Origin of the sequence: Nocardia sp. NPDC058705, assembly GCF_042749305.1 — a bacterium.
In the GTDB taxonomy this organism is placed as follows: Bacteria; Actinomycetota; Actinomycetes; order Mycobacteriales; family Mycobacteriaceae; genus Nocardia.
Genome location: NZ_JBHYRN010000010.1, coordinates 131604 through 146269 on the forward strand (window position 1 = coordinate 131604; position 14666 = coordinate 146269).

General features: G+C 67.6%; 13 protein-coding genes. 5 read left to right on the forward strand and 8 right to left on the reverse strand.

Features of this window, described 5'->3' with window-relative positions; all coding sequences use genetic code 11:
• Positions 1-143 precede the first annotated feature (143 nt).
• The 6 genes from ACFW6D_RS14940 to ACFW6D_RS14965 all read right to left on the reverse strand — a co-directional run bounded on the left by ACFW6D_RS14940 (position 144) and on the right by ACFW6D_RS14965 (position 7041).
• A complete protein-coding gene (locus ACFW6D_RS14940; RefSeq protein ID WP_379328396.1) occupies positions 144-1091 on the reverse strand; it encodes a hypothetical protein in 948 nt (315 codons plus the stop codon).
• Positions 1092-1261: 170 nt separating this feature from the next.
• Entirely contained in the window at positions 1262-2290 is a 1029-nt protein-coding gene (locus tag ACFW6D_RS14945) for a CbiX/SirB N-terminal domain-containing protein (RefSeq protein WP_379328398.1), read from the reverse strand.
• Positions 2290-3585 (reverse strand): sulfate adenylyltransferase subunit 1, encoded by a 1296-nt coding sequence (locus ACFW6D_RS14950; RefSeq protein ID WP_379328400.1) that lies wholly within the window; start codon positions 3583-3585, stop codon positions 2290-2292. The genes ACFW6D_RS14945 and ACFW6D_RS14950 overlap by 1 nt, the downstream gene beginning before the upstream one ends.
• Positions 3585-4544: a sulfate adenylyltransferase subunit CysD gene (cysD, locus tag ACFW6D_RS14955; protein ID WP_379328402.1), complete on the reverse strand. Its 960-nt coding sequence runs from the start codon at positions 4542-4544 to the stop codon at positions 3585-3587. Before cysD ends, ACFW6D_RS14950 begins: the two co-directional genes overlap by 1 nt.
• Positions 4541-5260 (reverse strand): phosphoadenylyl-sulfate reductase, encoded by a 720-nt coding sequence (locus ACFW6D_RS14960; protein WP_379237544.1) that lies wholly within the window; start codon positions 5258-5260, stop codon positions 4541-4543. Before ACFW6D_RS14960 ends, cysD begins: the two co-directional genes overlap by 4 nt.
• Before the next feature lie 20 nt (positions 5261-5280).
• Positions 5281-7041 (reverse strand): nitrite/sulfite reductase, encoded by a 1761-nt coding sequence (locus ACFW6D_RS14965; protein ID WP_379328404.1) that lies wholly within the window; start codon positions 7039-7041, stop codon positions 5281-5283.
• A gap of 430 nt (positions 7042-7471) precedes the next feature.
• On the opposite strand from ACFW6D_RS14965, the gene ACFW6D_RS14970 reads away from it, so the two are divergent.
• The 3 genes from ACFW6D_RS14970 to ACFW6D_RS14980 all read left to right on the forward strand — a co-directional run bounded on the left by ACFW6D_RS14970 (position 7472) and on the right by ACFW6D_RS14980 (position 9814).
• Complete coding sequence (locus tag ACFW6D_RS14970) at positions 7472-7900, forward strand: SgcJ/EcaC family oxidoreductase (protein WP_379328406.1); 429 nt, start codon at positions 7472-7474, stop codon at positions 7898-7900.
• Positions 7901-7996: 96 nt separating this feature from the next.
• Positions 7997-9184, forward strand: a complete 1188-nt coding sequence (hemW, locus tag ACFW6D_RS14975; protein WP_379328499.1) for a radical SAM family heme chaperone HemW — start codon at positions 7997-7999, stop codon at positions 9182-9184.
• Between the two features lie 387 nt (positions 9185-9571).
• Entirely contained in the window at positions 9572-9814 is a 243-nt protein-coding gene (locus tag ACFW6D_RS14980) for a hypothetical protein (protein ID WP_266298616.1), read from the forward strand.
• A gap of 89 nt (positions 9815-9903) precedes the next feature.
• Here the strand turns inward: ACFW6D_RS14980 and ACFW6D_RS14985 are convergent, their stop codons facing one another.
• Positions 9904-11595: a hypothetical protein gene (locus tag ACFW6D_RS14985; protein WP_379328408.1), complete on the reverse strand. Its 1692-nt coding sequence runs from the start codon at positions 11593-11595 to the stop codon at positions 9904-9906.
• Positions 11592-12074, reverse strand: coding sequence for a hypothetical protein (locus ACFW6D_RS14990; RefSeq protein WP_379328410.1), 483 nt, complete (start codon positions 12072-12074; stop codon positions 11592-11594). Before ACFW6D_RS14990 ends, ACFW6D_RS14985 begins: the two co-directional genes overlap by 4 nt.
• A 269-nt stretch (positions 12075-12343) precedes the next feature.
• Between ACFW6D_RS14990 and hrcA the strand changes: the two genes are divergently transcribed.
• Positions 12344-13378 (forward strand): heat-inducible transcriptional repressor HrcA, encoded by a 1035-nt coding sequence (hrcA, locus tag ACFW6D_RS14995; protein WP_379328412.1) that lies wholly within the window; start codon positions 12344-12346, stop codon positions 13376-13378.
• A 130-nt stretch (positions 13379-13508) separates the two neighbouring features.
• Positions 13509-14663, forward strand: coding sequence for a molecular chaperone DnaJ (dnaJ, locus tag ACFW6D_RS15000; RefSeq protein WP_379237556.1), 1155 nt, complete (start codon positions 13509-13511; stop codon positions 14661-14663).
• Positions 14664-14666 lie beyond the last annotated feature (3 nt).

Genomic DNA, 14666 nt, shown 5'->3' on the forward strand with positions numbered 1-14666 from the left:
CCTCTTCTCCTTCTCGCTCTTTGTTTGGTTGTTGGTTGGTTTTTTTTTTTTGTATATCCGCCGGGGCTAATCCCGGGGCCCGTCTCCGGTTTTGGGCCGGCGCGCCGAGGTGTGAGGTCGGGGTCGAGGTGATTCCCCTCGGATCAGTGATGACGGCCGTGGCCGGGCTGGGGAGCGGTGAGGGTGAATGCTGCGGTTCGGACTACTTCGTTGTGTTCGAAGTCGAGGAACAGGCGGTAAGTTCCGGGGCCGGGAACCGCTGTGTGGAAGGTGATTTCGGGGCCCGCGGGCGTGATTCCATCGCCGGGTTCGCCGTTGGGGTGGACATGGACGTAGGCGAGGTCGCCGGCGCGCAGGATCACGAGGTGGCCGAAAGCTGCCAGGTAGGGCTGTAGATCTGTCACCGGCTCGCCGTCTTTGCGTACGGTGAGCGTCAGTAGATCTCCCTCGGCGCGCAACTCGCCGTCCACGGTCACCTCGTAGCCGTCCACCTCGGTGACGCGGTTCACTGGCGGAACCGGTTGTGGCGCATAGTGTCCCGAGATCGCCAGGTCGGCGCCGAGGGTGACGGTGCGGCCGAGTGCGCGGGGGGCGATGTCGGTGAAGACCCGGTAGGCCCCGGCTTCGGGCAGATCCAGCTGGATCACCCACGTGCCGTCCGATTCTAGTCGCGGGTGTACGTGCCAGAAGCCGGTCAACTCCCGCCGCGCCACGATCAGGTGCAGTTCCCGGTCGTGAATCGTGTCGAACTCGGTCACCGCCGACCCGTCCGGTCCGAGGATTCGGAACCGGAAGTCGATCCGGCCGGGCTCGGCGATCGTGGTGTCGAGGTCGAGGGTGTACCCGTCCTGCGAAATCTGTAGTCCCCCAGGCAAACCCGCCCCGTGCCCGGCATGCGCACCGCCGTGTTCGCCGTGACCTGCGTGCGCCTCGAGCGTGGTGACACTGCCGGTGGCGTGATGGCGCTCGTGATCATGGTGTGCCGCATGCCCATTGGCATCGAATCCGGTGGCGGCGTGGTTCAGGTGATTGTCGGTGGCTGTGTGCTCGACCGTGTCGGTGGTGTGGTGGGCGTGGGCGTTGGTGGTCATCGTTTCGCCTCTCTCGGATCGCTCTGCGTTGATACGAACATATACCCCATGGGGGTATTCAGTAAAGAGGAATGTCCGCGTGAGCTACATCACTGATATCTCTGATGGACGGCGCGGAGAATCTGTCCGCCCGCGAGCCGAGCAGGGGTGATCTACCTGGTCGAACGGGATCAGGCGGAGAGTTCGAGATCCGTCGCGACGAAGTTGTCGTACCGCGCCCAGATCACGTCGACCAACGCGGCGTGCGCCCCGATGACGTCGGCATGGACGACCTCGGGGGCGGTGGCGACCAACCGGTCGGTGAGCAGCCCCGGCGCCAGGAACCACGGCGCGACCACGATGCGTTCGGCTCCGCGCGTCAGCAGACGCTCGACGGCCCGCGAAACACCGGGTTCGACTGTGGCGAAGCAGATTTCGGCGGGGCATCCGGTCAGGGTCGCCAGTCGTCGCGCCACCACTGCGGTCCGTCGATTGGCCGCGGCATCGAGGGAACCGACAGCGGCAACGGCGATTCCCAGCATCGGATCGCCCGACGATCCACTCGCAGGTGTCACCACGCTCAGCGGTGCGAGACCGGAAGGAACTGTCACCGGGGCCAGGGGGTCGGTGACAGTCGAGCGATTCAGCGGGTCGCGACCGGAAGGAGTGGCCGCCGGGAACGGAGAGTGGGTAGCAGTCGGGAGACCGCCCGGCAGGTCGAGTCGGTCGCAGGTCGGCGGCGGGAGGTCCGTGGCCGATGAGCCCCGAGCGCCAGCGGCCGACGCGATCAGCTGAGCCGGGCGGTGCGCGGTCGCGACTCGGTCGGCGAGGGCCGAGATGAGCAGGGGGTCGGGGCCGAGAACCGCTGCTTGGGTGAGGCGCAGGTGAGGATGGCGCCGGGTGGCGTCGGCCAGCAGGGCGGGCAGGTCGACGCGGGCGTGGAAAGCGTTGCCCAGCAACAGGGGAACGACGATCACGTCGACGTGACCCTGGGCGGCGAGGTCGTCGACCACCTCGTCGACAGAGGGTTCACTCAAATCCAGAAATGCGAGACGGACACAGCTGTCCGGCCGAGCAGCGGCCACTTCGGCGACTACCGCCGCCATCGTCGCGGCCGAGCGCGGATCACGACTGCCGTGGGCGACCGCGATCAACGCGGGCCCACCACCGCCGCGCGGCACCGAAACGGCACCACGCGGCGGGGCGGGCAGGCGATACATCAGACCGCGGTACCGACCTCGACCGAAGTCAGCACGTCGCCGACCAGGCCGGCCGCGAGGGTGTTGCCACCGGCGGGGTCGATCAGCAGGAACGAGCCGGTGTGCCGGTTGGTGCGGTAATCGTCAGCCGGGATCGGCTCGGCCAGCCGCAGCGACACGCGACCGATGTCGTTGAGCTCCAACGACTCCGGGCTCGGCTGCGCGGTCAGCGTCTGCTCGTCGAACCGCTCCACGAGCGCGCCGACGATGGCCTGGGTGGTCTTGGCGCCGTGCTTGAGCAGCAGGCGAGCGCCGGGACGCAGACCCTTGTCGCCGAGCCAGCAGACGGTCGCGTCGAAGGTGTCGATCGACTCCGGTGCGTCGTGCACCGAGGCGATGATGTCGCCGCGCGAGATATCGACCTCGTCGGCCAGGATCAGCGTCACGCTGCGCCCGACCTGCGCGACGGCCAGTTCACCGTCGGGGGTGTCGATGCGCTCGACCGTGGTCTTCTTGCCCGAGGGCAGCACCACGATCTCGTCACCGGGCGAGACCGAACCGGCCGCGATCTGACCAGCGTAACCCCGGTAATCGGGGTATTCGGCGGTGCGCGGACGGATCACGTACTGCACGGGGAAGCGCAGACCCAGCGCGTGCGTGCCGGTCGAATCAGCATCGGTCGGAACCGATTCCAGGTGCTCGATCAGCGAGGGGCCGTCGTAGTACGGGGTGTTCTCGGAGCGGCTGGCGATATTGTCGCCGTGCAGCGCCGAGACCGGGATCTCGATGACGTCCTCGCTGGCCCAGCCCAGCTTCGAGGTGAGCTCGTTGAACTCGGCGGAGATCTCGGCGAACACCTCGGCCGGGTTGTCGACCAGGTCGATCTTGTTCACCGCGAGCACCAGCCGCGGCACACCGAGCAGCGCGAGCACCGCGGCATGACGACGGGTCTGCTCGATGACACCCTTGCGCGCATCGGTCAGCAGGATCACCAGCTGCGCGGTGGACGCACCCGAGACCGTGTTGCGCGTGTACTGCACGTGCCCCGGGGTATCGGCGAGCACGAAAGACCGCTTGGGCGTAGCGAAGTAGCGGTACGCCACATCGATGGTGATGCCCTGCTCACGCTCGGCACGCAGGCCGTCGACGAGCAGCGACAGGTCCGGCGTCGACAGCCCACGGTCGACCGAGGCGCGAGTGACCGCGTCGATCTGATCGGCCAGCACGGACTTCGTGTCGTAGAGCAACCGTCCGACCAGCGTTGACTTGCCGTCGTCGACAGAACCGGCGGTGGCCAGCCTCAATAGGTCGGACATCAGAAATAACCCTCTCGCTTGCGGTCTTCCATGGCGGCTTCGGACACACGGTCGTCGCCACGAGTAGCGCCACGCTCAGTAAGTCGTGAGGCCGCGACCTCGGCCAGGATGGCCTGGTTGTCGGCGGCGTCGGAGATGATGGCGCCGGTGGTGGAACCGTCGCCGACGGTGCGGTAGCGCACCGAACGGGTCTCGAGGACCTCGTTCTCGTTCGGGCCACCCCACACGCCGGGCGTCATCCACATGCCGTCGCGCGAGTACACCGGACGCTCGTGCGCGTAGTAGATCGACGCCAGGTCGATGTCCTCGCGGGCGATGTAGCGCCAGATGTCGAGCTCGGTCCAGTTGCTCAGCGGGAACACCCGCACGTGCTCACCGGGAGCGTGCTTGCCGTTGTAGAGGTTCCACAGCTCGGGACGCTGCCGCTTCGGATCCCACTGCCCGAAGGCATTGCGCAGCGAGAAGATCCGCTCCTTGGCGCGCGAACGCTCCTCGTCGCGACGGCCGCCGCCGAAGACCGCGTCGAAGCGGTGCTCGGTGATGGCGTCGAGCAGCGGCACGGTCTGCAACGGGTTGCGAATGCCGTCGGGGCGCTCGGTCAGGCGGCCGTCGGCCAGGTACTCCTCGACCGAGGCCACGTGCAGGCGAAGGCCGTAGCGTTCCACGATCTTGTCGCGGAACTCGAGCACCTCGTCGAGGTTGTGCCCGGTGTCCACGTGCAGCAGCGTGAACGGCAGCGGCGCGGGCCAGAAGGCCTTGAGCGCCAGGTGCAGCAGGACGGTGGAGTCCTTGCCGCCGGAGAACAGGATCACCGGGCGCTCGAATTCGCCCGCGACCTCACGGAAGATGTGGATCGCCTCGGATTCCAGCGCCGCGAGGGTGTCGAACTCGGACAGGCCGAGTTCGCGTTCGGTGGTGTTGGTACTCACAGGCTCACTCCCAGTGGTGGTGATGGTCATGATTGGTGCAATCCGCACTCGGTCTTGGCGATACCGGCCCAGCGGCCGCTGCGCGGATCGGACCCCGGCTCGGGCTTGCGCGTGCACGGTGCGCAGCCGATGGACGGGTAACCCTCCTCCACCAGGGGATTGACGAGGATGCCGTTGGCCTCGATGTAGGCGGCCATCTCCTCGTCGGACCACGGTGCGATCGGGTTGATCTTCACCAGGCCGAAGGCTTCGTCGAACGAGATCAGCGGCGCGTTGGCGCGGGTGGGCGCCTCGACGCGGCGGATGCCGGTGATCCACGCGTTGTAGCCGCTCAGCGACTTCTTCAGGGGCACGACCTTGCGCAGCCGGCAGCATTCGGCGGCGTCACGGGCGAACAGATCCTTGCCCAGCAGTTCGTCCTGCTCGGCGACACTGGCCTCGGGACGCACGTTGATCACGTTCACGCCGTACACGGCCTCGACCGCGTCGCGGGTGCCGATGGTCTCGGCGAAGTGGTAGCCGGTGTCGAGGAACAGCACGTCCACGCCGGGGCGGGTCTGCGCGGCCAGGTGGACCAGCGCACCGTCCTGCATGTTCGACGCGACGATGTAGTTGTTGCCGAAAGTGCGGTCCGTCCAGGCGATCAGGTCGGCGGGCGAGGCGTCGGGGCCGAGTTCGGCCGCGCCCTGCTCGGCGAGCGCGCGCAGTTCGTCTTCGGACAGTTTCGCCGCGAGATTCGTTGTCACAGTGGGGATCTCCTCATCGACTATCGGAGGTCGGCTTCATCGGCGCGAACAGCCCACACCGCGAAACGTTCACCGGATTCCCGGTTCTTGACGAAGTTGCGCACCACGCGCTCGATGTAGTCACCGAGCTCGACACTGGTCACCTTGTGCTGGCGCAACTTCCGGCCGAACGCACTGTCCAGGCCGAGGCTGCCTCCCAGGTGAACCTGGAAACCCTCCACCTGATTCCCGGTGCCGTCGTCGACGAGCTGGCCCTTGAAGCCGATATCGGCGATCTGGGACCGGCCGCACGAGTTCGGGCACCCGTTGATGTTGATGGTGATCGGCACGTCGAGTTCGGCGTTGATGTCGGCGAGGCGCTGCTCGAGTTCGGGTGCGAGCACCTGTGAACGCTTGCGGGTCTCGACGAAGGAGAGCTTGCAGAACTCGATCCCGCTGCAGGCGAGGAGGTTTCGGCGCCACACCGACGGACGGGCCTGCAGGCCGAGCGGTTCGAGCTCGTCGATCAGCGCGTCGACCTGGTCGTCGGCGATGTCGAGGACGATCAGCTTCTGGTACGGGGTGAAGCGGATGCGGTCGGAGCCGTACTTCTCGGCAGCGTCGGCGACCTTGCTCAGGATGGTGCCCGAGACACGACCGGCGATGGGGGAGAAGCCCACGGAGTTCAGACCGTTGCGCAGCTTCTGCACGCCGACGTGGTCGATGGGCTTGGCGGGCTGTTCGGGGGCAGGGCCGTCGATGAGCTTGCGCTTCAGGTACTCGGTCTCGAGCACTTCACGGAACTTCTCGATGCCCCAGTCCTTGATCAGGAACTTCAGGCGGGCCTTGGTGCGCAGACGGCGGTAGCCGTAATCGCGGTAGAGCGCGACGACCGCTTCCCACACATCGGGCACCTCGTCGAGCGGCACGAACGCGCCGACTCGCTGGGCCAGCATCGGGTTGGTCGACAGACCGCCACCGACCCACAGGTCCAGACCCGGGCCGTGCTCGGGATGGTTCACGCCGACGAAGGCGATGTCGTTGATCTCGTGCACCACGTCCTGCTGGCCCGAGATCGCGGTCTTGAACTTGCGGGGAAGGTTGGAGTACTCCTTCTTCCCGATGTAGCGCTTGACGATCTCGTCGATCGCCGGAGTCGGGTCGATGATCTCGTCGAGCGACTCACCGGCCAGCGGCGAACCGAGGATCACGCGCGGGCAGTCGCCGCACGCCTCGGTGGTGTGCAGGCCGACCGATTCGAGGCGGCGCCAGATCTCCGGGACGTCCTCGACCTCGATCCAGTGGTACTGGACGTTCTCGCGGTCGGACAGGTCGGCGGTGTCGCGACCGAACTCGGTGGAGATGCCACCGATGGTGCGCAGCTGGGCGGCACTGAGCGCGCCTGCGTCGCAACGGACCCGCATCATGAAGTACTTGGCTTCGAGCAGGTCGATGTTGTCATCGTCGGTGTAGGTGCCGTCGTAGCCCTCTTCACGCTGGGTGTAGAGACCCCACCAGCGGAAACGGCCACGCAGGTCGGCCTTGTCGATCGAGTCGAAGCCGCCCTTGGCATAGATGTTCTCGATGCGCGAACGCACGTTGAGCGGGTTGTCGTCCTTCTTGGACTGCTCGTTGGGGTTCAGCGGCTCGCGGTAGCCGAGGGCCCACTGGCCTTCGGAACGGCGGCGGACCGGCTTGCCGGTGCGGGCGCGCGGCGCGACCGGTGCCTCGGCGGTGGGCCGGACGGGGCGCTTGGCTGCGTTGGCCTGCTCGGTCGAACCGGCGTCGGTGCTCGACGTCATGTGGGGTCGCTCCTGCGGGGTGGTGGGTCCGTACTGAAGGCGCGAGGGGCTGGCTCGCGTCAGGGAGTCAGCGGGCCGATGAAAGTCGAAGGCACCGGGGGATACCCGGGCGTGGACGCCGCTGCGCTACCGGTGGAAACCGGGCCGACAACAGGCGCTACAGACACGCTGGAAGTCGACGTGGCGACGGGCCACGAGTCGTACTCCAGTTGCGTGCATGTGCCTATTGTGCCACGTCAACCGGGTCGTTCCGACCGCAAGGAGATATTTCCCGCACTTTTGGGGGAAATTCCCTGGACGCTCGTCCCGTTCTGTGACGGGGGTCATAGGACGCCGTACGAAGGCGACCCGTGATACGCACGCCGGTGCGCGTGTGCGGTGCGGCACAGCGGATTGACCTGGATCCTTGTTGAGGTTGCACAGTGATGGCATGAGCAACGACGCCACCGTCACGGGCCAGACCCCCACCGACCTCGACACCGAACTCGCGGCCATCCGCGCCGTCGTGGACACCATCGCGCACGCCCAGGCCAACGAACTGGCCGAGGAATTCGTCGCGGTCTTCCGCGAAGACGCGATCTGGACCACCGGCCACGGCAAGCGCCTGTTCGGCCGCCCGGCCATCGCCGAGTTCACCGCGCAGGTACTGCCCGGCGCCACGACCCACGGCTCCGCGACCTACGAGGTCGAACACGTCCTGTTCCTGCGGCCCGATGTCGCCGCCGTGAAGATCCGGCAGAGCTACTTCACCCTCGACGGCGAGCTGTCCGGCCAGGGCACCCCGATGTACGTGATGACCAAGGAAGACGGCGCCTGGGTACTCACCGCCAACCAGAACACCCCCGTGGTGCCGGACTGACTTTTTCGGTTCGGCGAAGGGGCCGGGCGGGGCGGTCGCACCGCGCCCGGGGAGACTGGAGGGGTGACTACCAGCGCTGCTTCCGGGGCTTCCGGCGTGACACCTGCCGACGCCGATCGGCCGGTGCTGCGCGATTTCGGAGGCGGCGCGTTCGGCGTGTACGTGCACGTGCCGTTCTGTGCAACCCGCTGCGGTTACTGCGACTTCAACACCTATACGGCGGGGGAGCTGGGGACTTCGGCCTCGCCCCAGTCGTGGCTCGAGGCGCTGCGCGGTGAGCTGGCGACCGCCGCTGTCGAGTTCGGTGCCCTGCCGAGCGCAACCCCCGAGGTGTCGACGATCTTCGTCGGCGGCGGAACCCCGTCGCTGCTCGGCGGTGACGGGCTGGCCTCGGTGCTCGACGCCGTGCGCGCGAACTTCACGCTGGCGCCCGATGCCGAGGTGACCACCGAATCCAATCCGGAATCGACGTCGCCGGAGTTCTTCGAGCGGTTGCGCGCGGCCGGCTACACCCGGATCTCGCTCGGCATGCAGTCCGCCGCACAGCATGTGCTGAAGGTGCTCGACCGCACGCATACCCCGGGCCGCGCGGTCGCCGCGGCGAAAGAAGCGCGCACGGCGGGGTTCGAGCACGTGAACCTCGATCTGATCTACGGCACGCCCGGCGAGACCGATGCCGATCTCGATCTGAGCCTGGACGCCGTGCTGGCCGCCGGTGTCGATCATGTGTCCGCCTACTCTCTGATCGTCGAAGATGGAACTGCCTTGGCGCGCAAGGTTCGTCGCGGTGAGCTCCCTGCTCCCGACGACGATGTGCTCGCCGCCCGATACGAGCGCATCGACGCCCGTCTCGCCGATGCCGGTCTGTCCTGGTACGAGGTTTCCAACTGGGCCGCCGACGATTCCGCGCGCTGCCGCCACAACCTCGGCTACTGGGACGGCGGCGACTGGCTCGGCGCCGGCCCCGGCGCCCACAGCCACGTCGGCGGTGTCCGCTGGTGGAACGTCAAGCACCCCGCCCGCTACGCCGACCGCGTCGCCCTCGGCGGCCTACCCGCCGCGGGCTGGGAAGCCCTCACCGACGACGAGCGCTACACCGAACACCTCATGCTCACCGTCCGCCTGCGCACCGGCCTTCCCCTCGCCGACCTGGCCCCGTCGGCGACCCCAGTCCTCGACCGCGTCCTCGCCGAGGGCCTCGCCCACATCACCGACAACAACCTGGTCCTCACCGACCGAGGCCGCCTCCTCGCCGACGGCATCGTCCGCGATCTACTGACCTGACCGCCGCTGTACGCGTTCGCGAACACCACGAGAATCCGGCTGACGAGCCGATGACCGGGTGGGCCGCGAACAATGCCCGATACAGCTCCCCGCACGGGCTCTCGTATTACGCAATGGTGGTGACGCGATCCCCACTGACGCCCTGTTCCGCGATAGCCGTCGACGGGTTCGAATCGCGCGGGTGGTGATGTCATCGTGATCTGAATTTCGAGACTTTTTCGGCTTGGGATCGAAGACAAAGAATGCCCGGTCATCGTGGTGTATTCGACCAATGCACACCTGGTGGGAGGCCTGCAGCAGTGGGGTGCTCTAAGGGTATGTTCGGTGGGTTCGGGGTGGAAGATAACGATTAGGGGCGTAGGCTTCGATTCGATCCTAGGGAGTTATATGTCCACCGAACGGCACATCACCCTCGTCCACGAGCAGAGCGAATTCGCCGAAGCGCGCTCTGCCGAGAAGGCGGAGAACGCTCGTCAGTGCGCGGTCGCCGCGCGGACGGTCGCCTCGCACTCGAACGACGCCGAAGACTGCACGTCGCTGCTGGCGATGCTCGGTCTCGACGCCCTCGCGGGCAAGGAAGTCGGCGCCCCCGACTCCGCCGCCCGCTGTGGCGCAGCTGCCCGCGTCTGATCCGGCACCGGCCGCCCGTCACGGGCGGCCACCGCCGAGCCCTTCGCCGACCCGCTGACCTCACCGTCAGCCCGGGTCGCCGTCGAGTGCTACGCACCGGGCAAGCCATCATCTTCACCACCGATCACCCCACCGGCCACCGCCGGTCGCTGACGGCCGAGCAGTTCCTCGCCGTTCGCGAGCGTGATCAAGTACTCCGGTAGATCGCGCGCGGCATCCTCGCCCGGCGAGCATGTCGTCGGTGCTGCTCCGACGCAGTGAAAGTAGCGATCGACCAACCGGCCTGCGGTGTGCGCTGCTGACGGATTCGCACCGATAACCGACCCCGCTGTGCCGGGACCACCGTGCGCGACCCCTGGCCGCTGCGCATCGTTCGGACCCGACGCGTGGTAGCGCGAGCCACCATCCGACGTCCGATCACCGGTACCCCAAATGCCCGCCGCGGGCGATGACAGTCCGGTGTACGGGCTTGTCGACGCACTGCGCCCGGCCGAGGTGGTCGACGGATCGATAGCCGCGGCGGAATTCCCCCACACCGGTGTGACCGAACCTGCACCTGCCGGGCCCGATATGCCGGTGCCACCCGGCGACGCCATCGCTCCGGTCGCACCGATGGGCGTCGAGGTCACCGCCGTCGCGCTGCCCGGCTGCGCTACTCCGGCCGCGATGGCACGGTCCGGCGGCGCAGACGCCGGCACTGTGCCGCCACCGTGCTCGCTTGCCTCCTCCACAGCGCCACCGTCAAGGTCGGCAGACAACGCCGTTGCGTCGCCATCGAAGCTCGTCGCCTCGCGGTCGGGCTCCGCCTCGCCACCGTCAGGTTCCGTCAGCTCGCGGTCAGGCTTGACGGCGTCGTCCGCGAACGTATCCGCACCGGGAGGCGGATCCTCGGTGCCGTGCACGCCGAGCCCTGCCGATACTGCGTCGGCCGAATCCGCGAGAGCTGAGTCTTCCCCGACTGCGCCGGACCCGATCGGCCCGACCTCCGCGGATCCGTCCGAATCGACCGCTGCCGGTCCACGCCTTTCGCCCGTCGATCGCCCGGCTTCGTCGCTGGAAAGCCGTCGATCGCCGGCTTCGCCCACTGCACCGAAACATCGAGTCGGCATGGGCAGCAACGGAATACGGTCGATCAGCTCACCGAACGGCATCACATATCGCCGCCGCATCTGCGCCCGCGCGTCCTCCTCCGCAGCCGACGACGCACCGTGCTCCGCGGCCGAACCCACGTCCTGCAGCATGCCGCTCACCGACAACGCCGACCCAGTGTTGTACGCCATATTGCCGGCCGACAACGCCGACCCCGCGATGTGCGTCATGCTGCCCGTCGACAACACCGAACCCGTCCCGTGCCCGGTCGCCGACACCGCGTCGACCACCCGCGTAGACGCGCCCACCTCGGCGGCAACCAGTGGCGGAATCGCGTACTTGGTCGCCACGATCGCCTCGGCCGCAGACCGAACGACCTCCGGCAACTTCTCCAGCGCCACACCCAATTCGCGCGCCTGCGCAATATGAGCGTCGACCGCGGACCTCGCCGCCGAGCCACCCGCACTCGACCAAGCCTGCGCGAGCGACTCGCCCACCGCGTCCTGGAAAGCCCGCAATCCCTCGTCCCACCACCGCGCGATCTGTTCGAACAACTCAGCCTGCGCAACTGCGTCGGTCACCTCGAGCGGCGTGAATGCCGCGACGATCTCCCGGTGTCGCCACGAGTGCGTGTTCTCCCCACCGCCGGGAACACCCCATTGCGTCGGGCTCGGCTTCTCGCGTCCGGTCATGCCGACACCGAAGGCGATGGAAGAGATTGTCCCGCAGTTGATTCCACCGAACTGAGCTGAAAGCCCCACTCTTCGTCGGCTTGCACGATCCGATCACGCGCGTCGCGCAATATCCGCCGAATATCCTCGACAATCCGCGAATGCGCATCCAGCGCGGTGACGACGCTGTTCTCCGGCGCCCCTGCCAGACAACGCAATCGCGTCACCAACGTGGCAGCGGATATCAGCCGCGCATTGCCCTCACCGAGCCCCCACTGCGTGTGATCGCCGATCCCGACGGCAAGCGCCCGAATCCGCGTGATCGCCCGCAGGAATTCGTCACACGCATCATCGATCCCCGCGAACTCCGCCGGCCGCACCGCGAGTGCACCCGACCCGAGATTCCACGTTTCGCCACTCGAATGCGCCACAGTTGCCCCCTCGATGCTTGAAAAGTGCTGGTAAACCCCCTGATTCGATTCCGAACCTACGCTGACCACCCGGACCTCGACAACCCCCGATATCCCATCTGTGGATAACTCGGGCCTGTGGATAACTTTCCACCGACCCGCACTGAGCCGACACCGTGAACGCCGCCCCCGAAGCGGGAATTCCCCCACATGACAGTTCGATGCCGGACGACCTTGCGGTCCGGCGATCGGGATCAAGACAATTAGACTGGACAACAAGACGCCCCGAGCGTCGGCGTGCAACCCTGTGCCAACGGGTAGGCATGACATACCGGGCACGAGCGAGGAAGGTGGGGTCGATGGCGTCGAGTACCGAGGATCGGCGTTTCGAGGTCCTGCGAGCGATCGTCGCGGATTACGTCGCCACCAAGGAACCGATCGGCTCCAAGTCTCTCGTGGAGCGGCACAACCTGGGCGTTTCCAGCGCCACCATCCGCAACGACATGGCGGTGCTGGAGGCTGAGGGCTACATCACCCAGCCGCATACGAGCTCGGGCCGCATCCCCACCGACAAGGGCTATCGCGAGTTCGTAGACCGGATCGCCGAGGTGAAACCGCTCTCCGGTGCCGAGCGCCGGGCGATCATGGAATTCCTCGAATCCGGCGTCGACCTCGATGATGTCCTGCGCCGTGGCGTGCGCCTGCTGGCCCAGCTCACCCGCCAGGTCGCCGTCGTGCAGTACCCCACGGTCTCGGCCTCGATCGTGCGCCACATCGAAGTCGTCGCGCTCAATCCGGCCAAGCTGCTGCTGGTGGTGATCACCGACACCGGCCGCGTCGACCAGCGCATCGTCGACCTGGGCGCGGTGATCTCCGACGAGGACCTCGCGGCCGTGCGCGGTGTCCTCGGCAACGCGATGGACGGCAAACTGCTGTCGGTGGCCAGCGCCTCGGTGGCGGGCGTGCCCGAACGCGCACCGGCCAAGATCCGCGACGTGCTGGTCCGGGTCTCCACCGTCCTGGTGGAGACGCTGGTCGAACACCCCGAAGAACGCCTGGTGCTCGGCGGCACCGCCAACCTCACCCGCAATGTCGCCGATTTCGGCTTCCCGGGCTCCCTGCGCAGCGTGCTGGAAGCCCTGGAAGAGCAGGTCATCGTGCTCAAACTGCTCGCCGCCGCGCAGCAGCCGGGCCAGGTGATGGTGCAGATCGGCGAGGAGACCCAGGTCGAGCAGATCCGTGGCGCCTCGGTGGTCTCCACCGGCTACGGCGCGGCGGGCGCCGTACTGGGCGGTATGGGTGTGCTCGGCCCGACCCGGATGGACTACCCCGGCACCATGGCGTCGGTCGCGACCGTCGCCCGCTATATCGGCGAGGTGCTCGCCGAAAGGTGAAGCCAGCTCGGGAACCACGAGTACCGGACTGTTAAGGTCGAGACTTCGGCCGGTAAAGTTGAGTGGATTCGACTAAAGGATGCGCCCGGCGCTCGGCCGGCCCACACCGACCAAGGACTAGAGAACTCACGTGGCACGGGATTACTACGGACTGCTCGGCGTCGGCAAGAACGCCACCGACCAGGAGCTCAAGCGCGCCTACCGCAAGCTGGCACGCGAACTGCACCCCGATGTGAACCCGGACGAGGGTGCGCAGACCCGCTTCAAGGAAGTCTCCACCGCCTACGAGGTGCTGACCGACCCCGAGAAGCGCCGGATCGTGGACCTCGGGGGAGACCCGCTCGAAAACGGCGGCGGCGGAGCAGGATTCAACGGCGCGGGCTTCGGCGGCCTCGGCGATGTCTTCGAGGCCTTCTTCGGCGGGATGAGCGGCCAGGGCGGTGGCCAGCGCAAGCCGCGCGGTCGCGTGCAGCCCGGCGCCGACTCGCTGATCCGCACCCGGCTGAGCCTGGCCGAATGCGCGGTCGGCGTCACCAAGCACCTGACCGTCGACACCGCGATCCTCTGCGATGTCTGCGTCGGCTCTGGCACCAACGGCAACTCCAAGCCGGTCCGCTGCGAGACCTGCGACGGCGCCGGTGAAGTGCAGTCGGTGCAGCGCTCGTTCCTGGGCCAGGTACTCACTTCGCGTCCCTGCCCCACCTGCCGTGGTGCGGGCGAGACCATCCCCGACCCCTGCGGCAAGTGCGGAGGCGACGGCCGCGTGCGCGCTCGTCGTGAGATCGCCGCGCCGATCCCGGCCGGTGTCGCCAGCGGCATGCGGGTTCGCCTGGCCGCCCAAGGCGAGGTCGGCCCCGGTGGCGGCCACGCCGGTGACCTCTACGTCGAGGTCGTCGAGCAGCCCCACGACACCTTCGTGCGCGACGGCGACGACCTGCACTGCACGGTCCGGGTGCCGATGGTCGACGCGATCCTCGGCACCACCGTGGTCGTCGACACCATCCTCGACGGCCCCACCGAACTCACCATCGCGGCGGGCACCCAGCCCGGCGAGGTCATCCAGTTGCGGGCGCACGGCATGCCGCGGCTGCGTTCGGGTGCGCGCGGCGACCTGCTCGCCCACCTCGACATCGTCGTGCCGAGCAAGCTCGACGGCAAGCAGACCGACCTGCTCCGCAAGTTCAAGGGCCTGCGTGACAAGGATCGCGCCGAGGTGATGTCGACCCAGTCCGAGCACAACAGCGGCCTGTTCGCCCGGCTGCGCGCGTCGTTCAGCGGACGCTGAGCC

Excerpts from the sequence above, each read along its gene's own strand:
- ACFW6D_RS14940 (WP_379328396.1), bottom strand. The coding sequence starts at position 1,091 with ATGACCACCAACGCCCACGCCCACCACACCACCGACACGGTCGAGCAC.
- ACFW6D_RS14945 (WP_379328398.1), bottom strand. The coding sequence starts at position 2,290 with ATGTATCGCCTGCCCGCCCCGCCGCGTGGTGCCGTTTCGGTGCCGCGC.
- ACFW6D_RS14950 (WP_379328400.1), bottom strand. The coding sequence starts at position 3,585 with ATGTCCGACCTATTGAGGCTGGCCACCGCCGGTTCTGTCGACGACGGC.
- cysD (WP_379328402.1), bottom strand. The coding sequence starts at position 4,544 with ATGACCATCACCACCACTGGGAGTGAGCCTGTGAGTACCAACACCACC.
- ACFW6D_RS14965 (WP_379328404.1), bottom strand. The coding sequence starts at position 7,041 with ATGACGTCGAGCACCGACGCCGGTTCGACCGAGCAGGCCAACGCAGCC.
- ACFW6D_RS14970 (WP_379328406.1), top strand. The coding sequence starts at position 7,472 with ATGAGCAACGACGCCACCGTCACGGGCCAGACCCCCACCGACCTCGAC.
- ACFW6D_RS14980 (WP_266298616.1), top strand. The coding sequence starts at position 9,572 with ATGTCCACCGAACGGCACATCACCCTCGTCCACGAGCAGAGCGAATTC.
- ACFW6D_RS14985 (WP_379328408.1), bottom strand. The coding sequence starts at position 11,595 with ATGACCGGACGCGAGAAGCCGAGCCCGACGCAATGGGGTGTTCCCGGC.
- hrcA (WP_379328412.1), top strand. The coding sequence starts at position 12,344 with ATGGCGTCGAGTACCGAGGATCGGCGTTTCGAGGTCCTGCGAGCGATC.